The 26310-nt window shown below is 62.7% G+C and carries 26 protein-coding genes; 5 read left to right on the forward strand and 21 right to left on the reverse strand.

The window, feature by feature from the left end; genetic code table 11:
* The first annotated feature begins 17 nt into the window (after nt 1-17).
* On the forward strand, nt 18-893 hold the full coding sequence (locus HMPREF1219_RS11050; protein ID WP_016459017.1) for a 1,4-dihydroxy-2-naphthoate polyprenyltransferase: 876 nt from the start codon (nt 18-20) through the stop codon (nt 891-893).
* 139 nt (nt 894-1032) lie between these two features.
* Here HMPREF1219_RS11050 and HMPREF1219_RS11055 read toward each other — a convergent pair whose 3' ends face one another.
* Entirely contained in the window at nt 1033-1341 is a 309-nt protein-coding gene (locus HMPREF1219_RS11055) for a DUF4229 domain-containing protein (RefSeq protein ID WP_016459018.1), read from the reverse strand.
* 54 nt (nt 1342-1395) lie between these two features.
* On the opposite strand from HMPREF1219_RS11055, the gene HMPREF1219_RS11060 reads away from it, so the two are divergent.
* Entirely contained in the window at nt 1396-1653 is a 258-nt protein-coding gene (locus HMPREF1219_RS11060) for a hypothetical protein (protein ID WP_016459019.1), read from the forward strand.
* On the opposite strand, the gene rfbA is transcribed toward HMPREF1219_RS11060, so the two are convergent.
* Both rfbA and rfbC read right to left on the reverse strand, forming a co-directional pair.
* Nucleotides 1650-2522: a glucose-1-phosphate thymidylyltransferase RfbA gene (rfbA, locus tag HMPREF1219_RS11065; protein ID WP_016459020.1), complete on the reverse strand. Its 873-nt coding sequence runs from the start codon at nt 2520-2522 to the stop codon at nt 1650-1652. The two genes, HMPREF1219_RS11060 and rfbA, sit on opposite strands and share 4 nt — an antisense overlap.
* Nucleotides 2523-3116, reverse strand: a complete 594-nt coding sequence (gene rfbC, locus HMPREF1219_RS11070; protein WP_040427784.1) for a dTDP-4-dehydrorhamnose 3,5-epimerase — start codon at nt 3114-3116, stop codon at nt 2523-2525.
* 200 nt (nt 3117-3316) lie between these two features.
* On the opposite strand from rfbC, the gene HMPREF1219_RS11075 reads away from it, so the two are divergent.
* Nucleotides 3317-4513 (forward strand): Nramp family divalent metal transporter, encoded by a 1197-nt coding sequence (locus tag HMPREF1219_RS11075; RefSeq protein WP_016459022.1) that lies wholly within the window; start codon nt 3317-3319, stop codon nt 4511-4513.
* Here the strand turns inward: HMPREF1219_RS11075 and rfbB are convergent.
* The 8 genes from rfbB to hemL all read right to left on the reverse strand — a co-directional run bounded on the left by rfbB (nt 4510) and on the right by hemL (nt 11707).
* Nucleotides 4510-5490 (reverse strand): dTDP-glucose 4,6-dehydratase, encoded by a 981-nt coding sequence (rfbB, locus tag HMPREF1219_RS11080; protein WP_016459023.1) that lies wholly within the window; start codon nt 5488-5490, stop codon nt 4510-4512. The two genes, HMPREF1219_RS11075 and rfbB, sit on opposite strands and share 4 nt — an antisense overlap.
* Nucleotides 5487-5798 (reverse strand): DMT family transporter, encoded by a 312-nt coding sequence (locus HMPREF1219_RS11085; protein ID WP_040427786.1) that lies wholly within the window; start codon nt 5796-5798, stop codon nt 5487-5489. Before HMPREF1219_RS11085 ends, rfbB begins: the two co-directional genes overlap by 4 nt.
* 69 nt (nt 5799-5867) lie before the next feature.
* Nucleotides 5868-6800 carry a c-type cytochrome biogenesis protein CcsB gene (gene ccsB, locus HMPREF1219_RS11090; protein ID WP_016459025.1) on the reverse strand — a complete coding sequence of 311 codons (933 nt, stop codon included), beginning with the start codon at nt 6798-6800 and terminating at the stop codon, nt 5868-5870.
* A gap of 11 nt (nt 6801-6811) precedes the next feature.
* Nucleotides 6812-8365 (reverse strand): cytochrome c biogenesis protein ResB, encoded by a 1554-nt coding sequence (locus tag HMPREF1219_RS11095; RefSeq protein ID WP_016459026.1) that lies wholly within the window; start codon nt 8363-8365, stop codon nt 6812-6814.
* Nucleotides 8366-9136, reverse strand: coding sequence for a cytochrome c biogenesis CcdA family protein (locus HMPREF1219_RS11100; RefSeq protein ID WP_016459027.1), 771 nt, complete (start codon nt 9134-9136; stop codon nt 8366-8368).
* A 1-nt stretch (nt 9137) separates the two neighbouring features.
* On the reverse strand, nt 9138-9740 hold the full coding sequence (locus tag HMPREF1219_RS11105; RefSeq protein ID WP_016459028.1) for a TlpA family protein disulfide reductase: 603 nt from the start codon (nt 9738-9740) through the stop codon (nt 9138-9140).
* Entirely contained in the window at nt 9737-10342 is a 606-nt protein-coding gene (locus HMPREF1219_RS11110; protein WP_016459029.1) for a histidine phosphatase family protein, read from the reverse strand. Before HMPREF1219_RS11110 ends, HMPREF1219_RS11105 begins: the two co-directional genes overlap by 4 nt.
* 39 nt (nt 10343-10381) lie before the next feature.
* The gene (hemL, locus tag HMPREF1219_RS11115) at nt 10382-11707 is read right to left on the reverse strand and encodes a glutamate-1-semialdehyde 2,1-aminomutase (RefSeq protein ID WP_016459030.1); all 1326 of its coding nucleotides are present in this window, start codon (nt 11705-11707) and stop codon (nt 10382-10384) included.
* A gap of 61 nt (nt 11708-11768) precedes the next feature.
* Between hemL and HMPREF1219_RS11120 the strand changes: the two genes are divergently transcribed.
* Nucleotides 11769-13205: an Hsp70 family protein gene (locus HMPREF1219_RS11120; protein WP_040427837.1), complete on the forward strand. Its 1437-nt coding sequence runs from the start codon at nt 11769-11771 to the stop codon at nt 13203-13205.
* Here HMPREF1219_RS11120 and HMPREF1219_RS11125 read toward each other — a convergent pair.
* The 10 genes from HMPREF1219_RS11125 to HMPREF1219_RS11170 form a co-directional block, all read right to left on the reverse strand.
* Nucleotides 13182-14588, reverse strand: coding sequence for a protoporphyrinogen oxidase (locus HMPREF1219_RS11125; protein ID WP_040427838.1), 1407 nt, complete (start codon nt 14586-14588; stop codon nt 13182-13184). The two genes, HMPREF1219_RS11120 and HMPREF1219_RS11125, sit on opposite strands and share 24 nt — an antisense overlap.
* Before the next feature lie 128 nt (nt 14589-14716).
* The gene (gene hemE / locus HMPREF1219_RS11130; RefSeq protein WP_016459033.1) at nt 14717-15772 is read right to left on the reverse strand and encodes a uroporphyrinogen decarboxylase; all 1056 of its coding nucleotides are present in this window, start codon (nt 15770-15772) and stop codon (nt 14717-14719) included.
* A gap of 15 nt (nt 15773-15787) precedes the next feature.
* The gene (locus HMPREF1219_RS11135) at nt 15788-18379 is read right to left on the reverse strand and encodes a heavy metal translocating P-type ATPase (RefSeq protein WP_016459034.1); all 2592 of its coding nucleotides are present in this window, start codon (nt 18377-18379) and stop codon (nt 15788-15790) included.
* On the reverse strand, nt 18372-18848 hold the full coding sequence (locus HMPREF1219_RS11140) for a hypothetical protein (protein ID WP_016459035.1): 477 nt from the start codon (nt 18846-18848) through the stop codon (nt 18372-18374). Before HMPREF1219_RS11140 ends, HMPREF1219_RS11135 begins: the two co-directional genes overlap by 8 nt.
* A 2-nt stretch (nt 18849-18850) precedes the next feature.
* Complete coding sequence (locus HMPREF1219_RS11145; RefSeq protein ID WP_016459036.1) at nt 18851-19372, reverse strand: hypothetical protein; 522 nt, start codon at nt 19370-19372, stop codon at nt 18851-18853.
* A complete protein-coding gene (gene hemB, locus HMPREF1219_RS11150) occupies nt 19369-20340 on the reverse strand; it encodes a porphobilinogen synthase (RefSeq protein ID WP_016459037.1) in 972 nt (323 codons plus the stop codon). The genes HMPREF1219_RS11145 and hemB overlap by 4 nt, the downstream gene beginning before the upstream one ends.
* A 13-nt stretch (nt 20341-20353) precedes the next feature.
* The gene (locus HMPREF1219_RS11155; protein WP_016459038.1) at nt 20354-22057 is read right to left on the reverse strand and encodes a uroporphyrinogen-III synthase; all 1704 of its coding nucleotides are present in this window, start codon (nt 22055-22057) and stop codon (nt 20354-20356) included.
* A 631-nt stretch (nt 22058-22688) separates the two neighbouring features.
* Nucleotides 22689-23561 (reverse strand): hydroxymethylbilane synthase, encoded by an 873-nt coding sequence (gene hemC, locus HMPREF1219_RS11160; protein ID WP_016459039.1) that lies wholly within the window; start codon nt 23559-23561, stop codon nt 22689-22691.
* Nucleotides 23558-24871 (reverse strand): glutamyl-tRNA reductase, encoded by a 1314-nt coding sequence (locus tag HMPREF1219_RS11165; RefSeq protein ID WP_016459040.1) that lies wholly within the window; start codon nt 24869-24871, stop codon nt 23558-23560. The genes hemC and HMPREF1219_RS11165 overlap by 4 nt, the downstream gene beginning before the upstream one ends.
* 31 nt (nt 24872-24902) lie before the next feature.
* A complete protein-coding gene (locus tag HMPREF1219_RS11170) occupies nt 24903-25121 on the reverse strand; it encodes a glutaredoxin family protein (RefSeq protein ID WP_084594787.1) in 219 nt (72 codons plus the stop codon).
* Between the two features lie 146 nt (nt 25122-25267).
* On the opposite strand from HMPREF1219_RS11170, the gene HMPREF1219_RS11175 reads away from it, so the two are divergent.
* Nucleotides 25268-26302, forward strand: coding sequence for an HAD-IB family hydrolase (locus tag HMPREF1219_RS11175; RefSeq protein ID WP_016459042.1), 1035 nt, complete (start codon nt 25268-25270; stop codon nt 26300-26302).
* The last annotated feature ends 8 nt before the right edge of the window (nt 26303-26310 follow it).

A 26310-nucleotide genomic window follows, 5' to 3' on the forward strand; every position in this document is an offset into this window, starting at 1 on the left:
CGTGGATAATAGACCACATGCACGCAACAGTTCACGATTGGATCCAAGCCGCCCGACCGCATACATGGCCCAATGCCTTTGCGCCAGTGATCGTCGGCTCCGGTGCCGCCGCTTTCCACTTTGGCTTTGACCTCGGGCACATGTTACTCGCGCTTCTTGTGGCGTGGTCACTCATTCTAGGTGTGAACTTTGCAAACGACTACTCGGATGGCATCCGCGGAACAGACGAGGATCGCTCCGGCCCACTGCGGATTACCGCATCGGGCAAGGTAAACCCGACAACCGTCAAACTCGCCGCTTTTGGATGCTTCGGCATTGCTGCCATTTTCGGCCTCATTCTCACAGTATCTTCCGGGCATGTGTGGATGATTCTCATAGGAATCCTTTGCATTTTGGGGGCCTGGTTCTACACCGGCGGCAAGCACCCCTACGGCTACATCGGCCTCGGTGAGGTCGCGGTGTTCATCTTCTTTGGCCTCATCGCGGTGCTGGGAACCGAGTACACACAAGCAGACCGAGTTTCCTGGGTCGGTGTGTGCAGTGCCATCGCCATCGGTTGCATTTCCGCGGGCGTCAATCTTGCTAACAACATCCGTGATATCCCCACCGATGAGGCATCCGGCAAGATGACCCTCGCGGTCCGTCTGGGGGATCAGCGTGCCCGCTTCCTTTTCCAGGTTCTTGTTGCCGTGCCGTTCATCATGTCGTTCTTCATCGCGGCGCAGACCATCTACGCGCTCATCGCGCTGGCCGCACTCCCCCTCGCGTTTATCGCCGCCATGCCGGTGCGGGAAGGCAAGACCGGCAAAGACCTCATCCCCGTGCTGGGGCTCACCGGTCGCTGCATGATCGCGTGGGCGGTCATCACAGCGTTGGTCCTCGCTCTCTCTTAGCGGTGCTCGCGCATCGGCAAGGCCAACCCCCTACCGTCGCGCCTAGCGCACTCGTTGTGGGCCCACCCCCGATGATGTCGCCCGCCTACCGTCTACGCACCGGGCCAACTAGGGTCCGCTGTGCCGAGGTAGGGGAAAATTAGCGCTTGTCCAGCTCGTCGTCTATCCACTTCTTGCGGGCCTTGCGCTGGCGGTCCCATTCCGCCAGTTCCTCGGTCACGCGTTGGCGGAGCCCCTTGAACAGGAACATAGACAGCGGGAACGCGATGATGAGCGCGAGCAGCGCGGAAATCATCAGTGGGAATGTAATCCCCACGAGTACGGAGAGCCCCTGAATTACCGCGGTAAGGACGATGAAGAGCAGCAACCTCGCCAGCCCATACAGAACAACATCGAGCCACGCACGGGAGCGGAGTTTCTTATCTGGGGTAGGTACTATGTCGGTCACAAGGGCTAAGCATATTAAACTTAAACCTAAACCAACAATCCAAGGAGGAGTTTCGTGGGACGTGTCCTGATACTTGTCCTCATCGTCGTTGCCATTTACCTAGTGTGGAAAGCGTTTGGGCCACAATCGTGGAATCGCAGTCAGTCGGCCGAGACACCCATGATCAAGGGGCCGGATGATGATGAAGAATTCCTCTGGGAGCTAGAGAAGAAACACTTCAAGGAAATGCGGGCCCGCCAAAAGGCCGAAGAGGAACGGCGGCGCGAAGGCAAGCACGGCCCGGAGCCCACAGACAGCGGCGAAACTAACTAGTGAAACTCCCTCTCCACCACCGTTTTTAGATACGTTCCGTACCCCGATTTTTCCAGCTGGGAGGCCTGCGCGAGCAGCTCATCAGTGGTGATGTATCCCATCCGCCACGCGACTTCTTCCGGGGCACCAATCTTTAGCCCCTGGCGTTGCTCGATGGTGCGCACGAAATCACCGGCCGCCATGAGCAGCTCCACGGTTCCGGTATCCAGCCACGCGGTTCCCCGTGGCAGAACCTCCACGTGCAGTTTCCCCTCCGCAAGGTAGCGGTTGTTGATGTCGGTGATTTCTAGCTCGCCGCGCGCCGAAGGCTCGAGCGATTGGGCGATCTCCACCACGTGATTGTCGTAGTAGTACAGCCCTGGGACGGCGTAGTTGGATTTGGGGTGGGCCGGCTTTTCTTCCAGGGAGAGCGCCTGCCCCGCGGAGTCGAATTCCACCACGCCGTAGGCGGTGGGGTCTGCAACCCAGTACGCGAAGATGGCGCCACCATCGATGTCGTGGAATCGACGCAGCTGCGTTCCCAGCCCCGGGCCGTAAAAAATATTGTCGCCGAGGACGAGCGCAACGGAGTCATCGCCGATGTGGTCCTTCCCCACGATGAAGGCCTCCGCAAGACCACCGGGTTTTTCCTGCTCAAGGTAGGTGAGGGTGATGCCAAACTGGGACCCATCGCCGAGCAGCCGGTGGAACTGTGAGGCGTCGTGTGGGGTGGTGATAATGGCGATGTCGGTGATCCCGCTCAGCATGAGGGTGGTGAGCGGGTAGTAGATCATCGGCTTATCAAAAACCGGGACGAGTTGCTTCGAGATGCCCTTGGTGATGGGGTACAGTCTGCTTCCGGTGCCCCCGGCGAGGATGATGCCCTTCATCTACGCGTCCGCCCACGTTGCGCGCACCACATCCTCGAACGCCTTGCATTCGTTGTAGTTGGGGAGCTGGACTTCTTTCAGGCCCGGCGCGGTGCGGTCCTTCTCGCTGAGGATGACGTCGGTGGCGGGCCACTCGATGCCAAGGTCCTCGTCAAAGGCGTTGATTCCGTGCTCGTGGGACGGGTTGTAGCCCTCGCTGCACAGGTAGGCAACGGTGGAATCCTCGAGCGCAACAAAGCCGTGGGCGAAGCCGACGGGCAGGTAGAGGCTGTGACGGTTGTCCTCCGTGAGTTCCACGCCGATGTATTTGCCAAAGCTTGCGCTTCCCTTGCGGATGTCCACCGCAACATCCCAAATCCGGCCACTCATGCACGTGACAAACTTCGCTTGTCCCGGGGGGACGTCGGCGTAATGGAGACCTCTGAGTACTCCGCTTTTCGACGTCGACACGTTGGCTTGCTGTAGGTCGAGTGGGAATCCTACGGCTTCCTCAAAGTCTTCGGCCTTGAACCATTCGTGGAACGTTCCCCGGTCATCGGGGTGGATTTCTGGGACACTCAACAAAACGCCGGAGAGGCTCGTTTCCTGCAGCATGTGTCTCAGTGTAGCGCCGGTTGCAGCAATTATGGCCCACCGTGGCCTGCCCGTGCGGACGTGCGTCGCGCGCATAACAACACCCGCTTGGTCCATCACCGCCATCGTTTCCCGCGGCGGTACGCCACCTCACCAGCTAAGGGCCAATCTTTTTACACTCCGGTTAGTTTTCAATCGATTGAACTTGTATGCTCTAAACTATGAAGTTGATGAGAAGAGTTTCCCTTCTCGGCCCGGCGTTTGTGGCTGCGGTTGCCTACGTCGACCCCGGAAACGTGGCGGCAAACATTACGGCAGGAGCCAGGTACGGTTTCCTGTTGATCTGGGTCCTGGTTCTTGCAAACGCCATGGCGGTGGTGGTGCAGTACCACTCGGCAAAGCTCGGAATCGTCACAGGGCGGTCGCTTCCTGCACTGCTCGGCGACACGATGCCCAAGGTCCCCCGGCTGTTGTACTGGGCACAGGCGGAAATAGTCGCCGCCGCCACCGACATTGCCGAGGTGGTGGGCGGTGCCATCGCGCTCAATCTGCTCTTCGACCTCCCGCTGGTGTGGGGTGCCATCATTACCGGCTTCATCTCGCTCATCTTGCTGGCCGTTCAGGGAGGGGGCCGCCAGCACGTTTTCGAGCGTGTGGTCATCGGACTGCTCCTCATCATCGCCGTAGGATTCTTGGCCGGGTTGTTCTTCGATCCGCCGAACCCCGTCGACGTAGCCTCCGGGCTCGTGCCCCGTTTCCAAGGCCCAGATACCGTCATGCTCGCCGCGAGTATGCTCGGCGCGACGGTCATGCCTCACGCCATCTACCTGCACTCCACCCTCGTGGTGGACAGGTTCGGCGAGAAGAAGCACAGCAAGGACGAACTTATCCACTCCACAAAAATTGATGTGGTGGGCGCCCTCATCCTCGCCGGACTGGTCAACATCGGGCTCCTCGTTGTGGCTGCAAATTCCCTGTTCGGGGTGGAAGGCACCGATTCCATCGAGGGGGCACACCAGGCCATCGTGGACAACCTGGGAAGCGGCATCGGACTCATCTTCGCCATCGGGCTGTTGGCCTCCGGGCTCGCTTCCACTTCCGTCGGCGCCTACGCCGGCTCGGAGATCATGCGCGGACTCCTCCACATCAACGTGCCTATTCTTGTGCGCAGGTTGGTCACTCTCGTTCCCGCCATCATCATCATTGCGCTCGGCGCAAACCCGACGATGAGCCTCGTGTGGAGCCAGGTGCTGCTGTCGGTTGGCATTCCGTTCGCCGTCATCCCGCTGTTTTGGGCCACCGGCTCAAAGAAAGTCATGGGCAAATACGCAGCCGGGCCGAAAACGAACGCGATGAACATCGGGATCTCCGTTATCGTCATCGCGCTCAACCTGGCGCTCGTTGTGGTCGGCGCTTAGAGCTGTTGCTCGCGCGTGCGGTAAATCTCCTCGGAGCGCCTCCGGGCATCGCGCCACCAGTCCTCGTTGGCCCGGTACCACTCGATGGTGGCTGCCAACCCGTCGCTGAATGAGGTGTACCGCGGTGTCCATCCCAAGGCCTCGGTGGAGGACGGGTCGATGGCGTAGCGCCGATCATGGCCCGGTCTATCGGTCACGTGAATGACCTCCCCCTCCGGATAGTGCCGGAGGAGCTCGTCCACCACATCCTTATTGGACAGCTCGCCGTGGGCACCGATGAGGTAGGTGGACCCAATTTCCCCGCGCTCCACTATGGCCCACACAGCGCTATTGTGATCATCCACGTGGATCCAGTCACGCACGTTGAGCCCATCGCCGTAGAGGCGCACGGGTTCCCCCTTCTCCAGCGCCAGGATCTGGCGGGGAATAAATTTCTCGGGGTGCTGGCGTGGGCCGTAGTTGTTGGAGCAGTTGGAAATCGTCGCACGCAACCCGAAGGAACGGACGAAGGCCCGCACGATGTGATCGGCGGAGGCCTTCGAGGCCGAGTACGGGGACGACGGATTGTACGGGGTGGACACGGTGAACCGCTCGTCAGTGCCGAGCGGGAGATCGCCATACACCTCGTCGGTGGAAATGTGATGGAGGCGCACATCGTGCCGCGCACACGCCGCCGCCACCACAGTCGTGCCCTCAACGTTGGTCTTCACAAACGTGAGCGGGTCACGCAGGGAATTATCGTTGTGTGACTCGGCGGCGAAATGGACGACGAGGTCGGATTGCTTCACCAAAGCGTCGACAAGCCCCTCATCACACACCGACCCCTTCACAAGACGGCAACCAGCGGGGACAGAGGCTGGGTTGCCCGCGTAGGTGAGGGCGTCGAGGACGGTGACCTCGTGGTTGTAGTGGGCCAAGGTGTAGTGGCAGAAACCGGAACCGATGAAGCCCGCGCCACCTGTGACAAGAATTTTCATACCAGCTTTAATCCTACGATGCCCCCGACGATCATCAGTACAAACACCACCTTGAGCACAGTGATGGGCTCAGCGCCGGTAGCAAACGAGTAGATGAGGGCACCAACCGCGCCGACCCCGGCCCACGTTGCGTACGAGGTGCCCACGGGCAGGGTCCGCATGGCGTACGCCAACCCACCCATGGAAATCGCGCACGCGCCGAGGAAAACAAGGGATGGGACGAGCCGGGTAAAGCCGTGCGACAGGGACAAGGCGGCAGCCCACACGGATTCGAACAGACCAGAAACAATGAGGATAAACCAAGCCATAACTCCGGCCGTCTTTGCCATTGACCCGGGTACGGCTCCCTCGTCCGGTCTCAAGAAATTATCTGCTAGTTACACACCTGCGTAGGAGTGCAGCCCGCTGACCACCAAGTTGATGACGAACAGGTTGAAAAGCATCGTACCCAAAGCGACGATGTTAATCCACGCGGCGGTCTTGCGCCACGCCGGCGTTGCGCGAATGTGCAGGTAGGCGGCGTACATCACCCACGTGATGAGGGAGAACGTCTCCTTCGGATCCCAGCCCCACGGGCGACCCCACGCGGACTCGGCCCACAACGCGCCAAGCACAATGCCCAGGCCGAACACCGGCAGGCACCACACCGCGAGCTGGTAGGCGATGCGATCGATCTTATCCGCCGACGGCAGGATAGACAGCGGGAAAACATCCGGCTTCCACCGCTTGAGCAGGTACAAAATGCTGGCCACACCCGAGAACATGCCGATGGAGGCGCCGATGGACACCGTAGATACGTGGAACGGCAGCCAGAAGCTCTTGAGGGCCGGGTTGAGGGGACCTGCGCTGACGTACAGCTGCGTGCCACCGTAGAACATGAGGGCCACAATCGGTGCCAGAATCCACGGCCAGAAAGAAGCCACCTTGGTGCGGGTGATGACAAAGGCGGCGAGCAGCATGGTGAATGCCGAGATCATGGAGATGTACTCGTACATATTGCCAAACGGGAACCGCCCCGTGGAGAACCCGCGGAGGATGATGGAGACAAACTGAATTACCACGCCGAGCCACACGAGGGCCGTGGTCATGCCGGCGAATTTCTCCGCACGACTTCCTGTCTCCCCGCTGGCGGAAGCGGCCGACTCGTCCATCGGCGGCCCGCCTGCTCCGACCAGCTCACGCTGCTTCTCCTTGGCCGACTGGAGCAGACCGTAGAAAACGAGCGAGGCGGCGAGCGCGATGACGTAAATGACGAGGGCTGACTTAAATGACAGATCAGACAGTCCTGCGAATTGGGAGTTTGCCAGCATACCCCCGCATTCTAGTCTGTTGAGGTGATTTCCTCGAATATTTCGTCGTGCTCGGCCCCCCATCCGGCGTGGTCAGTTCGGGCTAACCCGCCCGTTTCCACGCGAGTGGCGGTGGGCCGGGTTCCGCCCGCGGGGGTGAGCCGCACCCACATGCGGCGGCGCTTGACCATCAAGGAACCCACAAGCCCGGCGAGCATGATGAGGGTGGAAACCAGGAGCCACCCCTGCGACGGATCGTAGGACACCTGCAGGTTGGCAAACGGCACGGCGCCGTCGAAGCGGACCACCGTCCCATCCTCCAAGGTGACGGACTCGCCCTGCATGAGGTTGACCCGGGCTACCTTCTGCAACTCCCCCATCGCGATCTGGCGCGCATCAAGGGAGAACAGTTGTTGGCCCGTGCCGGAATCCAGACCGTTATCGCCGCGGTACACGTCGATAGCCACAGCCGGATCCGTCAGGGCCGGGAAGGAGGAGGCGAGGATCGTGCCGTCCCACGAGGCCGTGGGGGCAAACAGCCCCTGCAACGAGACCTGGTTCTGGCGGCGGGATAGGTCATCGGGGTACAGCCCGGCCGGCGGGTCGAAGCGCATGGCACCGGTGGACAGAAGGTTCATCGGGTCGTCGGGCCTAAATTGCAGCGTCTGTGTGCGTTCCTCACCGTTAGGCCAGATCACCGTGAACGTCGGGGCGTAGCCGTGGCCTTGCAGGTACACGCGGTAGCCCTCGATACGCAGCGGGTCGTTGACCTTGAGGTCGTAGTCCTGCCACTGGGGGTTGGCCACGTCGGTGGTGTAGCTCACGTGCGATTGGTACATCTCGGACTGGCCGTTGGGCATGTAGTTCGCGTCGAAATCGTGGATCTGCACGCAGAACGGGGTGAGCTTGGTGCCGTCCACAAGCCGGCCCGCCCGGAAAGAATCGAAGTTGGACAGGGCCGTGTTGCAGAATTCGTTGGACTGGCCGTCGGCCACCACAATGCGGTGCCCCTCGGTGTAGACGAGCCGCCCCCAGCCGATGACCACGAGCATGGCCACGATGCCGAGGTGGAACACGAGGTTGAAGATCTCGCGGGCGTAGCCCTTCTCGGCGCTCAGCGTGAGCGCCCCGGCCCGGTCCTCCGCCGGCTGGTACCAGCGCGAGTGCCACCCCGAAAACTTCTCTGTCACCTCCGCTTGCAGCTGGTCGATGGGCTTATCCACAACCGCCTCGCCGTGCTTGGGCAGCCTGCCCAGGTTCTTCGGCGGCCGCACAGGCTCGCCGCGCATCACCTTGATGTGGTCCCACGTCCTGGGGATGATGCAGCCCACAAGCGAGATCCCCAACAGCAACCAGATGGCGGTGAACCACGGCGAGGAGAAGACGTCGAAAAGCTGGAGCTTGTCCATTACCTCTGCGGTCTTACCCCCGGAGGCGATGTACTCGGTGACCTTTGACTCGTTGAGCGAGCGCTGCGGCAACAGCGCGCCAGGAACGGCGGCCAGAGCCAACAGAAACAGCAGGATAAGCGCGGTGCGCATGCTGGTGAGCCACCGCCAGGCGCGCAGGAAGAATAGTTTCACCATTTAAATCAGCGTTGCTCCAAACTCCAACGTGTGCACTTGAATCCACCCGATGAACTGCGCCCACAGGCCCGTGACGAGGGCGACGCCCACGGCAACAAGCAGGATTCCTCCGGCGATCTGGATCGCACGGGAATGCCGACGCAGCACGTCCACGCCCCTCATCGCCCCGGCGGAGCCCAGGGCCACCAGGAGGAACGGGATTCCTAGGCCCAGGCAGTACGCCACAATGAGCACCACCCCGCGGACGGCGGTGACACCCTCGGTGCCCGCGGCGACGGAGATGATGGCAGCCAGGGTGGGCCCCAAACACGGCGTCCACCCGAGCGCGAACACGGCACCGAGCAGGGGCGCACCGAGCCAGGTGGACAGCTTCTTGGGGGTCAGCCGCGTGTCCTTATTGAGGGCCGGGATAAGCCCCATGAACGCGAGCCCCATGACGATGGTGACCACGCCGCCGACGCGTTGCAGGGTGGTAGCAGACAGGGTGAGGAAGCTGATCGCGCCAAAAACGGTGGCGGTGGCCAGCACAAACACTACGGTAAAGCCGGCGACGAAGAGCGCCGCGGCACCCGTCACGCGGCCCCGTGAGCCCTTCTTCACCCCTTCCCGGCCCACTTCCCCGCCGACGATGCCGGCGAGGTAGGAAATGTAGCCGGGCACGAGCGGCACGACGCACGGGCTGGCGAAACTCACCAACCCGGCGGCCGCGGCGGCCAGCAGGGCGAGCAGCAGCGGGCCGGATGATGCCACCCCGGCAAACACCTCACCCACGCTAGTTCACCAGCTCATCAATGATGGGTGCGAGATCGTCGGTGGTCACCTCGGTGAGGAAAACGGCGGCCGGGCGGTGCTGCTTATCCAAGACGATGGTGGTGGGAATGACGGTGGCGGGGATCCCGCCGAGGGCCGCAGCCGTGCGGAACGAGGGATCGTAGATGCTGGGGTAGGTCACCCCGTTATCGGTGACGAAGTCCCTGGCGGCATCCTTTTGCGGGTCGCGCACGTTAATGCCCAACACCGTGCCGTTACCGCCGAGCCTTTCGTGGATTGCCTCCAAGTCATCCACCTCGGCACGACACGGCCCACACCACTGGCCCCACGCGTTAAGAACCACAACCTGGCCCGCGTAATCGTCGAGGCTGATCGTCTCCCCGTCCTTCATGAGGGACTCTCCGGAGAAGGACTGAACCGGTTGGCGCTCGGACTCCGGGTACGTGATAACAGTCTGCCCGCCCGGGCTGACAAAGGAGAACGTGCCACCCACGGCGACCGCTTCTTTGCCCGCGGTCTGGTCCTCGGAGCAGCCGGCTAGCGAGGTCGCCGTCGCAACGGCGGTAGCAACGGCGAGAATAGTCCTGGCGAATTTATTCATCATACGTTCTGCGCGGGCTCCGAATAATAGATATCGAGTATTTCACCGTCACAATAGTGCAGTGACGTGACACTAGCCAAAGCGCACTTCCGGCGGGCCGGGTTGTGCGGAAGTGGCTGTCCCGCCACCGAGCGCTGGACCATAACGATGGGGAGCTCGTGACTGACGAGGATCGCCTCGTGGCCCTCGGCGATCTTGGCGGCTCGCTTCGCGGCGGCCAACATCCGCGCGGCGATCTCCTCGTAGGGTTCACCCCAGCTGGGGATGGAGGGGTCGCGCAGGAGCGGCCAGCGCACGGGGTTCCACAGCTGTGAGTTCCACGCGTTGACGCGCAGCCCCTCGAAGCGGTTTCCTGCCTCGATGATGTCATCCCACGCTTCGGGCTCGCAGCCGGTGACGCGGGCGATGGGCCGGGCGGTTTCCGCTGTCCTTTCCAGGGGAGAGTGGGCCAGGAACGTCACGTCGTGTCCCTCGAAGCTACGCGCGGTGGCCTCCGCCATGGCGCGTCCGCGTTCGGAGAGGTGGTAGCCAGGCATCCTGCCGTACAGAACTCGGCCCGGGTTGTGCACCTTCCCGTGGCGCACGAGGTGGACGATGGAGCTCACAGTGGTTCCTTTTCTTCTCGTTCTTCTCGCTACAGAGTTCTACTTGGCTTCCGGCTGGGCGGCCGCGGCAGCCTTGGCGGCGTGGGCGGTGGCCTGCTCGATGCGCTCGAAATCGTCGTCGGAAAGCGCGGTGGACACAAACCACGTCTCGAACGGGCTCGGCGGTGCGTACACGCCGTGATCCAACAGGGCGTGGAAGAACGCCGGGAAGCGGAACGTTTCCGCAGCCTTCATATCTGCGAAATTGTGGCCCTCGCCCTCGGCGAAGCGGATGGAGAGCATCGTCGCCGCGCGCTGGATGTGGTGGGCCACACCCTCGCGGGTGAGCGCCTCATCAAAGATGCCCGCCAGGCGGTCCGCGTTAGCGCGGATGACGTCGTAGACATCCTCGGTGGAGTTTTCCAGGTTGGCGATACCGCTGGCCATGGCCACCGGGTTACCGGAGAGGGTGCCTGCCTGGTACACGGGGCCGAGCGGGGCGAGCCTTTCCATGATCTCGCGCTTGCCGCCGAAGGCAGCCGCCGGCATGCCGCCGGAGATGACCTTGCCAAAGGTGGTGAGGTCGGCGGAGACGTTATCGATGCCGTACCAGCCGTTGTACGAGGTGCGGAAGCCCGTCATCACCTCGTCGAGAATGAGGAGCGCCCCGTATTTGTGCGCCACGTCCTTGAGTTTCTGGTTGAAGTTGTCCTGCGGGGCAACGGTGCCCATGTTGCCCGCTGCGGCCTCGGCGATGACGCAGGCGATGTCCTCGGGGTTTTCCTCAAACGCCTTGGTCACTGCCTCAATATCGTTGTACGGCACGACGATGGTATCGGCGGCGGAGGCACCCGTGACGCCGGGTGAATCCGGCAGGCCGAACGTGGCCACGCCGCTGCCGGCGCTGGCGAGGAGGGCATCCACGTGGCCGTGGTAGCAGCCCTCGAACTTGATGATCTTGGAGCGGCCCGTGTAGCCGCGGGCCAGGCGGACGGCGCTCATGGTGGCCTCGGTGCCGGAGTTGACCATGCGGATCATCTCCACGCTCGTGCGGTCGACCACCAGCTGGGCCAGCTTGGCTTCGCCCTCGCAGGGGGTGCCAAAGCTGAGGCTATTTTCTGCGGCCCGCTTGACGGCCTCCACCACGGCGGGGTGGGCGTGGCCCAGCAGCATCGGGCCCCAGGAACAGACGAGGTCGACGTAATCGTTGCCGTCCACGTCCGTCAGGTGCGAACCCTTGGCGGAGGCAATAAACCGCGTCTGTCCCCCCACGGAACCGAAGGCGCGGACCGGCGAGTTCACGCCACCGGGGATGAGATTCTTCGCGGTGGAAAACAGTTCGGCGGAGCGCTGAACATTGTCGGAGGTTACAGGAGTAGAAGTCATGATCTTATTGTACGTACCGACTCCCCTGACGTTTCTGTGTCCCACTGCTACGCTAACGGGCATGCACTTTGGGATAGATTTTGGGACAACCCGCACCGTTATCGCCGCCTGCGACCGCGGAAATTACCCCGTGGTCACCTGCGAGGATCCGCACGGCGATAGCCACGATTTCATCCCCTCGGTGGTGGCCCTCGAGGGCGACAAGCTGGTGTGTGGCTGGGCCGCAATGGAGCTGCGTGGTACGCCCACGTTCACCCGCTCGTTCAAGCGTGCGCTCACCGGCCGGCAGGTGACGGCGGCCAGCCCTGTGGCCCTGGGCCCCGAAACGCGCACTATTGGAGAGATCCTCGACGCGTTCGCCGAACACATTGTGGCCCACCTGCGTCGCTTCCAGGAGGAACTCGCCGATTCCTCCCCCATCGAGGTCACCCTCGGTGTTCCCGCCCATTCTCACCACGCCCAGCGCCTGCTCACGATGGCGGCCTTTTCTCGCACGGGGATCACGGTGACGGGCCTCATCAATGAGCCCTCGGCTGCCGCGTTCGAGTACACGCACCGCCACTCGCGCACGCTCAACTCGAAGCGGAAGTCGATCCTCGTCTACGACCTCGGTGGCGGCACCTTTGACGCGTCGCTCGTGTCCATCGATGGGGTGGGCCACACAATTGTCGATACGGTCGGTCGCGCCCGCCTCGGTGGCGACGATCTGGACGAGGTCCTCGCCGATCTCGCGCTCACCACTCTGGGCCGCTCCGCCGACGCGTTTTCCTCGACGGCCCGGATGAGGCTTGTCGACGAAGCACGCACTGCGAAGGAGGCGATAGTTCCGCAGTCACGGCGCATCGTCCTCGCCGTCGGGGACGACGATGTCACCCTCCCGGTCTCTGCTTTTTACGAGGCGGCTACACCGCTTGTCCAGGAAACCCTCCGCGCCATCGAGCCACTCATCGGTGCCGACTCGCTTCGTGACACCGATATCGCCGGAATCTATCTCGTCGGTGGCACCACCTCACTGCCACTCATCGCGCAGACGCTGCGCAAGAAGTTCGGCCACCGCGTTCACCGGTCCCCGCTGCCCAGCGCGTCGACGGCGGTGGGCCTGGCTATCGCAGCTGACCCGGATTCGGACTTTGCGTTGAAAGACAAGGTCTCTCGCAACATCGGTGTGTTCCGCGAGTGGGATGCGGGCAGCGAGGTCACCCTCGACCCGCTCATCACCCCCGATTCTCCCCGCACCGCCACCCGCATCTACCGGGCGGCGCACAACGTTGGCTGGTTCCGCTACGGCGAGGTGGGCGACGATTTCTCCCTCATCACCGAGGTTGGCGTGCCGTTTACCCCCGAACTTGCGGCACTGACGGAGGACGAGCTTCGCAGCGTCCCCGTCACCCGGCAAGAAAGCGGCCCCCTCGTGCACGAGGAGGTCACCATCGATGACGATGGAATCGTCTCCATCGCCATCGACGTGGACGAGCTAGGCCTCCACCTGAGGCGCTAGTCGCTGTACCGCAGCCTTCGCCCCAGAGATGATGGCGGGAATACCCACGCCATCGACCCAGGCGCCACACACCTCAATGCCATCGAGTTCGGCGATGGCATCACGGAAGTCGGCCACGTAGTCGAGGTGCTCAGCATCGTAGCGAGGCAGGGCACCCCACCACACCTGCACGTAGGCTTCCTCCAGCTCGGCGGAGAACCCGGTAACCTTCTTCAGATCTTCCTGGGCCCACTCGATGAGCTTCTCAGGATCCTCGTGCAGGATCTCGTCCTGGCCAAACTTGCCAAAGCTGACGCGTACCAGGGCACCGCCGCGCTTTTCGTAGTGGCCCCACTTCTTGGAAGAAACCGTGAAGGCTTTCGCGTGCATGTCCTTCTCGTCGGAGGCCACAAGGGCACCAGAGATATCCGGCAGGCCCTCGTCGGAGGCGAACTTGAGGCTGACAACGGCACAGGAGGCGAGCTTCTGCTTAGATGCCTGCTCGGCAGCCGCGGGGCTCAGCTCCTTGAGCTGCATTCCCACCGTCGGCCCCGGGGTGGCGAAGATGACGCCGTCGTACACGCCTTCACCCGCACCCTTGAGCACGTAGCCACCGTCCTTCTTCTCAATCCCGGTGACGAAGGAATCGACGTAAATGGAGGCACCAGAGGCCTCGGCCAGGCAGTCGTAGAGCACCTGGAAGCCCTCGTCAAAAGTGCCAAACACCGGCATCGGCTTGGAGTTCGGCGCCTGCGTGCGGCCCGCACGCTTCTCGCCGATCCGTTGCACCGCGCCGGACAGGGTGACCTTCTCCCCCTCGGTGACCATGGCGTCGAATTCCTGCGCCAGCTGCGGCACCGTCGCGCGGATGCCGAGGTCATCGGCGTTGCACGAGTACACACCGCCGAGCATGGAATCCACGAGACGATCGACAACATCGTCCCCGTAGCGCTCACGCACGAGCGCACCGAGGCTACGGTCCTCGCCGATGGTCCAATCGATCGGGTCAGCATCCTTCTCGCCGTCGATCCTGTCCCGCGACTCCTGAGAGATAACTTCTTCCAGGCCCTTGGAACTGGCGGGGATACCCATCACGCCGCCGCGCGGCAGCTCCACGAGGGTGCCACCCGCGTACATGCGCGAATGTCGGCCCGCCGGGTACACAACGCGCTCCTCAATGCCCAGCTCCTCAAAGAACGCGTGTGCGTCCTTGCGGAAGTTAATAAAGGCCTCGGCCCCCATATCCGTCGGCCCGTGCTCGGCATCGATGGTGAGGAGCTTGCCCCCGATGCGGTCGGTCGCCTCGAAGACGTCGACCTCCGCATCCTTGTGGTTCTTCTTCAGCTCATACGCGGCGGTGAGGCCTGCAAGCCCCGCCCCTACTACTGCAAAACGCACTGACATCATTCCTTTCGTTTCCTTATCCAGGGTAATGGGTGACCTGAAAAACACGCCATTGGCATGAGGAAAGGCGCCTTTGAGCGGAGGCGCGGCCGCGCCGAACCCCCGAGGCGTGGCCTGCAAAGACCGCGCTAGTCCTCCTGGATCAACCTCACTGTGCGGGTGATGACCTCCGGGTCTGTTTCCGGCAGGACACCGTGGCCCAGGTTAAAGATGTGGCCCGTGGCATTGCCCGCCTCGATCGCGGCGCGCGCCTCGCCCTTGATCCGCGCGACCTCGCGCGCGATGGCCGACTCGCTGGCGAACAGCATCGCCGGATCCAGGTTGCCCTGCAAGCCGGTTACTCTCCCGGACACACGGTGGATACGCTCCGCAGCCCGGTCAAGGGGGACGCGCCAATCCACGCCGACAACGTCCGGTCCTGCGGCGGCCATGTCCGGCAGAAGCTCGCCGGTACCCACCCCGAAGTGAATGCGCGGGATGTCACGCGCTGTCTCCAGGATCTGGGCCGAATAGGGCTGCACCAGCTCACGGTAATCGTGCTCGGTGAGGAACCCGGCCCAGGAATCGAAGAGCTGCATAGCATCGATCCCCGCATGCATCTGCGTAGCAAGGAAGGCGGTGACAGTGGCTGTGATCTTCTCCATGAGGAGCGCCCACGTCTTTGGCTCATTGTGCATGAGTGCCTTGGTGTGGATGTGGTTCTTCGATGGCCCACCCTCGACGAGGTAGCTGGCCAGGGTGAACGGTCCGCCGACGAAGCCGATGAGTGCCTGGGTTTCGGTGAGCTCGGAAAGAATCGTGTCGATTCCCTCGGCCACCTCGGTAATCTCGTGCTCCAAGGTGGGCAGCGCCTGGACATCAGAAAGCGTGCGGATGGGGTGTTCCAACACGGGGCCACGCCCCGGGACGATGTCGAGGTTCACCCCCGCAGCCTTGAGGGGGACAACAATGTCCGAGAACAAGATGGCGGCATCGACGCCGTGGCGACGGACGGGCTGGAGGGTGATCTCGGCCAGCATGTCTGGGTTGAAGCATGATTCAAGCATGCCCACCCCCTCCCGCAGCTTGCGGTACTCCGGGAGGCTGCGACCGGCCTGACGCATGAACCACACCGGGGTGTGGTCGGGGGTTTCGCCGCGGGCGGCCTGTAATAGGGGTGCGTTAGTAAGCTGTCTGCGGTTCATAGCCCCTATTGTGCCCTAGAAGTTACGCACTCGGGACGATAACCCCTCAATGACGAGCGACGAGCCAACCATGAGCAGGGTGGCGATCATCGGGTGGAGGATGCCCGCGATGGAGGCGACCATCGCGGCGATGTTGTAGGCCCAGGCAAATACGATGTTCCGGTCCGCTACCGCCGACACCCGGCGCGCAAGGGCCATCATCTCGGGGATGGACTTCACGTCATCGCGGAAGAGCACCACGTCTGCTTCCTTGGTTTGCAGGGACTCTCCCTTGCCAAAGAGCACACCCACGTCCGCTACCTTAAGGCACGGCAGCACCGAGGAATCGCCGATCATGGCCACGTTCGCGCCCGCAGTGTGGACGCTGCGCACGGCAAGATCTTTCTTTCCTGGCGCAATGCCTGCAAGCACCTTGGACACGCCGATGAGGTCCGCAAACTTGCGAGCCACAGGGTAGATGTCGCGGGAGATCATGATTGTTTCAAGCCCCATGGATTCCAGATCCTCGATGGACTCTTCAGCATCTTCCTTCAGCGTGTCGTGGAGGAGGATGACGCCACGGGTTTTCCCGTCCCAGTCAACAATGAGCGGGGCACCACCGGAGATCGCTACCGTGCCCAAGTGTCCGGAAAGTTCGGACAGTTCCCGCGGGCGCCACAGTTCCGCCTGGACGGTGACCATGTCGCCGTCCTTGTTGGGGATTGTGACCATACCGACGAAAGAGCCCGTGTTTGTCACGGTGAGGTCATCCACGTCAATCCAGTGCGGAATGCCATCCCCGCCGGTTCCCGCGTCGCGGGCTTCGCGCGCGGCGCGGACGATGGCCCGTGAGGCCGGGTGGGTGGATTCCATCGCCAGTGCACCCGCAACGCGGAGGACGAGCTCGGAATCTTCGCCGCGGGCGGCCGTGACGGACTCCACCGTTGATTCACCCGTCGCCAGGGTGCCAACGCGGTTGAACACCACCGTGTCCACGTCATCGAGGTTGCGCATCATTTCCGTGTTGCGCACGAGAATGCCCTTGCGGGCGCAGTTTTCCAGGCCCAACCGCATGGCCAGGGACGTGGACAGGGCCATCGCCACCGGTCCGACGGAGGCCAGGACCGCGAGCGCGGAGGCAAACGCCGAGTTCAGGTTGTTGGAAATGAGCCACCACAGACCGAAATCGATCACGGCAATGGTCAGGGCTGCGGGAACGAGCATGGAGGCCGACTTGGTGGCAACGTAGGTCGACCGGTTGGAGTACTGCGTGGCCTTAGACAGCCAGCGGCGAATCCCCGCCAGCCGGGTCTGCGAGCCCGTCTTAGCCACGCGGACCTTGAGTGGCCCGCCCCGGTTTAGCGATCCGGCGAATACCTTGGAGTTCACCTTCACGTTATGGCGCGTCCCATTGTGGATAAAGGTGTGCTCCACCTCACCGGCACCGCCGATGACGAACCCGTCGACGGAGATCATCGCCCCGGTGGGAACGATGATGTCATCGCCGTTTCGCACCTCGGAAACCGGGAGCACAACGCGGGTGGGCTTGCCCGTCTTGTGGTCGCGACGGACCACGGTCACGGTGTCGTTGGGGTTGATATCGCGCTCAGACCAGTCCTCCAGCAGGTTCGACCGGGTGCGGCGGGACAGTATCCGGCCGAACAGGAGGAACACCGTGGTGCCGCAGGCCACGTCGAGGAACAGTTCGCCGTCGGTGATGCGACGGTAATCGTAGGCGAACAGGCTTGGGGTTGATTCCCAGCCGAGGCTGCCCGCTGGCGTGCAGACGAGCAGGAAAATACTCCAGCAATAAGCGGCGATGATCGCCAGCGAGCTCGCCGCATCGAGCGCACTCATGCCACGCCGGAACCCACCGAGCGCGGCCCGGTGGAACGGCCAGGCGCAATAAGTCACCACGGGTGTGGCGAGCGCCAGGCACACGTACTGCCAGTAATCAAACTGGAAGTTCTCGTTGTAGCTCATGAGCAGAACAGGAAGCGTAAAGATGAAGCTCACGATGAGCCGCCACTTGGTGATCAGCTCCCGGGCCGTAAACAGCACCTCGTAGCCGGTTGACTCGTCGCGGTGCGAGATCGGGCGACCGGAGTGAAGGAATCCAGAGGAACGTTCGGGCGCGGTAGCGGACTTCAGGCGCTGCAACCGTAACTCTTCCGAGCGAGGGAGACGACCGTAGCGTCGAGAAGCCCCGACGGGACGGTGCTCGCGCAGGAACCGCGAGTGGTCGGGCTTGTCACGGTGACGCGCGCGACGCTGCAGCGACCCCGCGGTGAGCTGGGCCTCAAAGCCGTGCTCCTTGAGCTTCTCAATGAGGAACGATGGCGAAACCACATCGGGAGCCGTCACCCACGCCACGGAGGTGAGGAAGTTGAGGCTGACCTGCACGCCCGGGGACTGCTCGAGGATCCCAATCACCTGCGACACATCCGCGGCGTTATTGAGGCCCTCAATTTCCAGCCCGTAACTGGACAGATCGTTGCCACGCCAGGGCTGATCCGAGTCCGTCACCTGAATCTGGTGACTGCGGGGGCGATCGTAGTTGATCCCGATCTTTGCCGCCGCCTGCTTAGCCTCGGCAATCGACTGGCCCACAGAGTTCAGCTCAGACATGTCCACCCCGAATCCGTTCGACGTACGCGTTGGATTCCTGCGTGTACATAAGAAGGGCAGCGAAGGCCAGCAACACGGGGATAATCCCCAACACGAATCCACCCGCCTTCACTACAAACGCCAACAGGTTACCGATCACGGCCACAAGCACCACCACTGCGAGCCACCTGCGGGACATAGTCGAACCGCGACGTAACTGCGAGGCCAAGACGGCGACAACAAGCGCGATGACAATGTTGAAGACGGCGACGATGCGCTGGTTGCGCACCACCGCGGCCCGGAAACTCGGGTCCACATCTAGTTCCCCCTGGTAGCCAGAGGTTGCCAGAACCAGGCCCGCAAACATCATGAGGATGGCTGTGCCGATGAAGAGGAAAAAACTCACCGTCAGTGAGATGGGGTGCCCCGCAGACTTCGGACTGTTGTTCTGCATCTCCGGACGGTACATCGAGGGGAACATCTCCGGCATGGCTAATCCTCCTTCACTCGATTTTTTTCCACGTAGCTCCGCGTTTCCTGGCGGGAGCTGAAGTATATGCCGGTGGCGGCCGCTACGATGACCACGATGTGGGCCCAACCAATGACGAGTGTGAGCCACGTGGGGACGCCCAGCGCCCCGGCCACCGACACACCCATCACGGCATCGATGATGAGGATGCCGCTGAACAGTTGGAGCGTGAAGTTAGCCGAAAATGCTTGCTTCTTGCCCTGCTTGACGCGGTAGGCAAAAAACAGGATGAGGCCGGCGAAGAGCAGACCGAAAGCGACGTTAAAAACCAGACCCATATATCCCGCCAGGGTGACGTACGTGCCGGGATCGATCCCCTCAGGAACCTTGGCCTCTCCCAGCGCCTCGCGGGCCGCGGACTGCGGATATGTCCCCGCTACGCCTTGGAGGATGAGCCCGAGCGCCTTGAAGATGGCGAGCACAAGCCAGCACCGCAGCGCGTAGCTTACGGTGGTGGGGATGGTCTGCTCTTCGGTTTGTGTCACAGCTTCTTGGCTGCCTCTACCGCGTAGTACGTGAGGATCTGGTCAGCGCCCGCGCGCTTGATGGAGGTGAGCGACTCCATCATGATGCGGTCGCGGTCAATCCAGCCGTTTCGTGCGGCTGCCTCGATCATCGCGTACTCGCCCGATACCTGGTAGCTGGCCACCGGCACGGTGGACTCCTCGGCAACGGCGGCGAGCACATCGAGGTACGGCAGGCCCGGCTTCACCATGACCATGTCCGCTCCCTCGGCGATATCCAGCTCCACTTCCTTGATGGACTCGCGGAAATTGCGCGGATCCTGCTGGTAGGTCTTGCGGTCGCCCTTGAGCGAACAATCGACGGCCTCGCGGAACGGGCCGTAGAAGGCCGAAGCGTACTTGGCCGAGTAGGCCATGATGGCGACGTCCTCAAAGCCCTCATCGTCGAGCGCGTCACGGATCGCGCCGATCTGGCCGTCCATCATGCCCGAGGGGCTGACCATGTGTGCTCCGGAGCGGGCCTGGGACACGGCCATCTTCTGGTACAGTGCGACGGTGGGATCGTTATCCACCCGGCCGTCCTCGGTCACGACACCGCAGTGGCCGTGATCGGTGAACTCGTCGAGGCACGTATCCGCCATGACGAGGACATCGTCACCGAACTCCTTGCGCAGGCGCGCGATGCCCTTGTTGAGGATGCCGTCCTCGGCCCAGGCCTGGGAGCCGACGGCATCCTTCGACACCGGGACACCGAACAGGTCGACGCACAGCACGCCAGCGTTGGCGGCCTCCTCGACGGCCTTCACCAGGGAATCCAGCGTGTGCTGGTACTGGCCCGGCATGGAGGAAATCTCCTGCGGAGCGTCAATCCCCTCGGCCACGAACATCGGGTAAATGAAATCGGAGCGATGCAGATGCGTCTCCGCAGTGAGCTCCCGCATGGCGGGGTTCACACGAAGGCGACGGGGACGGAAAGTTTGCTTAGTCATGTCCCCTACCCTACTATTGCGCGCTCTTCTTGCGACTACGACGCTTCTTCCGTGGAGCGGGGAGCGTCCCGGCGGCACGAAGACCAGCCACGTGGTCGGCTAGCGCGTCGACAAGCGTGACAATAGAGGCCACCTCCGGCACAACGTCGACACGCAGGCCCAGCTCCCTGGCGGTCTCTGCGGTGGCGGGCCCGATGCAGGCGATAATGGTGCGCGCATGCGGCTTGCCGGCGATGCCTACGAGGTTCTTCACCGTGGACGAGCTGGTGAAACAGACGGCATCGAAGCCACCGGACTTGATCATGTCCCGGATTTCCACGCTCGGCGGCGCCGCGCGGACCGTGCGGTAGGCGGTGATGTCATCCACTTCCCAGCCAAGATCGCGCAGGCCATCGGCGACCACGTTGGTGGCGATGTCAGCCCGGGGCATGAACACGCGACCCACCGGGTCGATATCCTCGTCGTACTCCGGGAATACCTCAACCAAACCGTGCGCGTTCTGCTTGCGGGCCGGTGGCATGAGCTCCGGGGTGATGCCGAGCGACGAGATCTTCTCTGCCGTCTTGGCACCCACCGCCGCGAACTTCACGCCGGCGAAACTGCGCGCATCCAGGCCGAAGGCGGTCACCTTGCGCCACAGCGCCTTGACGGCGTTGACGCTGGTGAGCACGACCCACTCGTAGCGGCCCTCGACGATGCCCTTGATGGCTCGATCCATCTGGGCCGGGTTGCGTGGCGGCTCCACCGAGATGGTGGGCACCTCCTGCGGGATCGCGCCGTGGGAGGCCAGCCGTGCCGACATCGGCCCGGCCTGCTCTTTCGAGCGTGGCACGAGGACGCGCCAGCCGTACAGCGGGCGGGATTCCCACCACGAGTACTTGGTGCGATCATCCACGCCCTTGCCCAGCGTGACCACGAGCGTGCCCGGCAGCTCCCCGTCGAGCTTGCCCAGGTTGGCCAGGGTTGTATCGTGGGTGCGCTGCAGGCGCGTGGTGCCGTTGACGGTCACCGTCGCGGGCGTGAGGTTGGACAGCCCCTCCTCAAGCAGCTTGGTTGAGATGGTGGCGAGGTGCTCAGCCTCCGCTTGGATCACCAGCGGCTGTGGCGCGGATGCCAGCCCCTTCCAGTTGATGTCCTCGTCGCGGGTGAGGTCCACCTTGGTGTAGTTCGAGTCGAGCGTGATGCCGGCGAACATGGGCACGGTGGCCGGCAGACTCATGCCGGGGACGATGTGAAAATCAAGGCCCCGCTCAGTGACGGTGTTTATCTCTGCCAAAACCGCGGGGTTGGACAGCGGGTTGCCGCTGACAACGCGGACGACGTCGATGCCCTCGTCCGATTTCTGCTTCAGCCAATCGGCCGACTTGTCCGGATCCTCAGCTGCCATGACGGTGATCTCGGCTGCGGTCGGCGGTGCGGGCCGCGGTGGGCGACGACGCGCCCCACCAGCCTTCGCCTCGGCGCACAGCTTCTCGTACGCTTCCTCGGCTTCCTTTTTCTTCTGTGGTGGAACTGGAAGCTCCGCGCCGATGACTGCGCTCACACCGTCAGAAACCTGTGGTTCGACGAGCGCATAGGCGGTGTTAGCCAGCACGTTGCGTGCGGTGACCGTGAGCAGATCGGGGTTTCCCGGCCCGGCACCGACGAAGGTAATCCGGCCCTTTTCCTGGACCGGCTCCGCCTTCTTCTCAGCCGTAGAGCCTGTTTCGCCTGCCATAAACGCTTTCTAGCTTTCTCTTCGTCCTACGCTTTCTTGTGTTTCCCGGCCCGGGGCCTTCACCGGCCCCAAACTAGGGAAACGCCCTGCCTGCGCGCTGCATTTCCCGGCCCGGTATAAAAAACCGCACCCGCTGCAAACCTCTCAGGAGGGCATGTGGTAATAAAGGATAATTCAAAACCCACGAAAATAGAAAACCACGAAATTTCTTTCGCCGTATCGTTTACAGATTAAACTCAGTCTTCCCCTGCATCACCGTGCAGGATTGAGCTTGATTTGTTCGATTCTACGAATGACAGCACTACTGTTGGAGAAGCCTTTCACTGCAAACCCACGGTCAAAGAGATATCTCCGTCGGAATTACTTTTCTAACCAACCGCGTCATAGGAAAGTTGATGTTGTACCCAGCCTTTCCATCCTTGGACTTTGCAAATTCAACTGCTCGCCGTTGAGCTGCAGGATCAGCCTTTACCATCATCAAAAATGGCCTGCAAACCCCAATTCGGCCAGCTGGGTTCAGCTTCTGCACACCTCATGGATCAGCCGAACCCAGGCCACAAAGCCAACCAACACCCCTAAAGAAGTCGAGACCTGTCTACCTACTGCCAACACGCGTCACGAAAGCGCAAGACTACCGAATGATCTCCTCGGCACCCCGGGCGCGCAGCTTCTCGGCCACCTGGCGGCCAAGTTCGTCGGGGTCGGTGCCAGTGGCGGTCTCCACGATCTGCTTGGAGCCATCGATGGCGAAGGCACCGGCAGTGAGCGTGATCTTAGAGCCGTCAACGGTGGAGTACGCCGCCAGCGGGGCCGTGCAACCGGCCTGGAGGGTTGCCAGGACCGCACGCTCGGCGTGGGCAGAAGCGGTGGCGGAGGCGTCGATAAGCGTGGAGATGGCCTCCACCGCAGTGCGGGACTCCACCGCAAGGATGCCCTGCGCGGGGGCCGGCATGAGGTAGGTGGGGTCGAACACCTGGGTGGCCTCGTCGCCGCGGCCGATGCGGGTGAGCCCGGCGTGGGCCAGGATGACGGCATCGAGCTCACCGGAGGCGACCTTGCCCATGCGCGTATCCACGTTGCCGCGCAGGGGGCGAATATCGAGGTCAGGGCGCAGCGCGCGGAGCTGAGAAATGCGCCTGGGCGCGCCGGTACCTACCTTGGCCCCCTCGGGCAACTGGTCAAGGGGGAGGCCGTCGCGGGCGATGAGCGCCTCGCACGGGGTCTCGCGGACCGGGTAGATGGTAGTGAGGCCCTCGGGCTGACCGGTGGGAAGGTCCTTGCAGGAGTGGACGGCAACATCGATCTCGCCGCGGTCCATAGCCTCGCGCAGCGCCTGGGTGAACACGCCCACGCCGATCTTTTGCACCGGGGACAGGTTGCGGTCGCCCGGGGTGGTGATGATCTTCAGTTCTGCGTCGTAGCCTGCGCGAATGAGGGCATCTCGAACATGGCCCGCCTGCGTGGTGGCAAGCTTGGAACCGCGTGTACCGATGCGAAGTGTCACTTGTTCTCCTTTGTTGCCTTGTTCATGGTGGCGCTGGTGGGCAGCTTGGCTGCCTGCGTCGATACAGACGGCGGTTGGAGGCCGAACAGCTGCTGCAGCGCGTTATCGTAGCTAATCGTCCCCGAGTTGGCGGCCAGGGCTTTGACCTGCACCGTTGGCTGGTGAAGAAGCTTGTCGACGACCCGTTGTACGGTTTTTGCTACCTCACTGTGAACCTCGGGGTCGGTGTCCACCCGGTTATCAAAGCGCTCCATCTCCTTCTTCACAATCCCGGCAGCCATGCTGCGCAGCGCGGACAGCGCCGGGGCCACATCGCGAACACGCTGGGCCGAGGAAAAGGCATCGAGCTCCTCGCGGATGATCCGCTTGGCTATCTCCTCTACCTCTTTCGATTCCTCGCGCTCGGACTGCTTGAGCGACTCGATGTTAATGAGCGTGCCGGGGACCTCGGGATCGATATCGCGGGGCATGGACAGATCCACAAACACGGGCGAGTTGGTGGTGATATCCGGGGCCTTGACGGTGTAATCGTGGGCGCCGGTGGCGGAGACGATGATGTCCACATCCCCGTAGGTCTTTTGCCGCTCGTTGAACTCCACGGCGTGGGCCGGCACACCGGCCTCGCGGGAGTGCTGCGCGAGCCGCTGGGCGCGGTCAAACGTGCGGTTGGCAATGACAAGCTCGTCGATGCCACGCTTGCCCAGGTGGGTGGCGGCAAGCGAACTCATCGCGCCCGCGCCGAGCACGAGCGCCCGGTGGCCCTCAAAGCTCTCGGAGTGCAGCGTCTCGGCCACCTGGTCGAGGGCGAAGGTGACCATGGAGGCACCGGTCGCGTCGATGCCGGTTTCGGTATGCACCCGTTTTCCGGTGTGGAGCGCTGCCTGCGCCAGGGCGTGCAGAGTTGGGCCCACCGTGCCGTTTTCGCTCGCGGCCTGGTAGGCGGTGCGCACCTGGCCGATGATCTGCTGTTCACCCAGCACCATGGAGTCCAGCCCGCTAGCCACGGCGAGCATGTGCTCCGCTGCCGCGTCGGCGTAGCGGACGTAGAGGTGCTCCCGCAGCTCCTCCGCATCGAGCCCCGAGACATCGGCGAGGCACTCGACAATCTCGTTTACCCCCGAGTGGAAGCTGCTTGTCACCGAATACACTTCGACACGGTTACAGGTGGAAAGCAGGATCACTTCCGACAGCGACGGGCAGTTCACCAGACGCGTGGCCGTGCGGTCGCGCTTTTCGGGGTCCATGGAGACCCTCTCGAGCACCGTCACCGGCGCCACGCGGTGGGACATGCCCACAACTAGTACGCTCACGAAATATTCACCTCATGCCTTAGGGACTTCGTCATTTTCCTAGCGCCTCGATGAGTTCGTCGTTATCCACTTCCCAGCACGCGAACTCATCACCGTCAATAAGAATAACCGGTACCCGGTCTCCGTATTCCATAGCCAATTCTTTGTCAGTGTCCACGTCACAGGTAGCAAACGTGGATCCGTGGGCGAGAACGACGGGCTTGATCTGACTTTCCACCCGTGCGCACGAGCCACAGGTAGCCCGCACCATCAGGGTTACTTCATGAGCCACGGTCGTTGCACTTCCTCCGGGTCCTTCGATAGTCCTAAATATCTGTTCTTATCATGCACTATAAGCCAAAGATGCCTACGATGTAACATACCGGCAAAGCATAGAAAGGCCTAAACGAACCACCCGTGGCACCGTCTCAATCAACCAACGATCTCCTCACTGCGTGGACCATTTCCCACGGCAACCTCCGCCGTTTTTTGGAGGAGACGGCACTCCCCCCGCTGGGCCCCAAAGCACAGGAGGAGGCCGGCGAAGCAGCAGCCGAGGAGGCCATCAAAACCACCTTTGGTCTTGGCATCGATGCCTACGCGGGTGGCGTTGACGCGGTGACGGGGGCCTACGAGGCCGCCGGCGCGCACCACCTGTCCACCCCAGATCCGGACATCCCCCAAGAGGAGGGAGTGGCCGCGTTCTTTGACGTGGACAATACCCTCATTCAGGGTGCCTCGCTCATCATGTTCGCCGTGGGGCTGGCCAAGCGCCACTACTTCCGCACCCGGGAGCTCATCCCGTTTGCCTGGAAGCAGGTGAAGTTCCGCGTCGGGGGCTCGGAAAGCGCCACGGATATGGCCAAGGGCCGCGAACAGGCGTTGGACTTTATCAAGGGCCGCGATGTGGACGAGCTCGTCGCGCTGTGCGAGGAGATTGTGGACGAGAACCTCCCGGACAAAATCTGGCCCGAAACCTCCGAGCTGGCCGCCATGCACCTCGCAGCCGGCCACCAGGTGTGGCTCGTGACATCCACGCCCGTGCAGCTCGCGCAGATCATAGCCAGGCGCTACGGCATGACGGGCGCCTTGGGCACCGTCGCCGAGGTGAAAGACGGCAAATTCACCGGCAGGCTCGTCGGCGATATTCTCCACGGCCCAGGCAAAAGCCACGCCGTTGCAGCCCTGTCCACCATCGAGAACCTCGACCTCGAGCGGTGCACCGCGTACTCGGATTCCATCAACGATATCCCCATGCTCTCCATGGTGGGCACGGCGGTGGCGATCAACCCCGACCGGGCTCTGCGCTCCGAGGCCAAGAAGCGAGGCTGGGAGGTGCGGGATTACCGCTCGATCCGCAAGCTTGCCCTCCGGATCGGCCTGCCCGCCGCCGTGGTGGCCCTGGTGACCCTCGTGGGCAGCGCCGCGCATGCAAAAGGCCACCAGGACTAAGTCCGGTG

The sequence above is a fragment of the Corynebacterium pyruviciproducens ATCC BAA-1742 genome (genome assembly GCF_000411375.1).
GTDB lineage: Bacteria > Actinomycetota > Actinomycetes > Mycobacteriales > Mycobacteriaceae > Corynebacterium > Corynebacterium pyruviciproducens.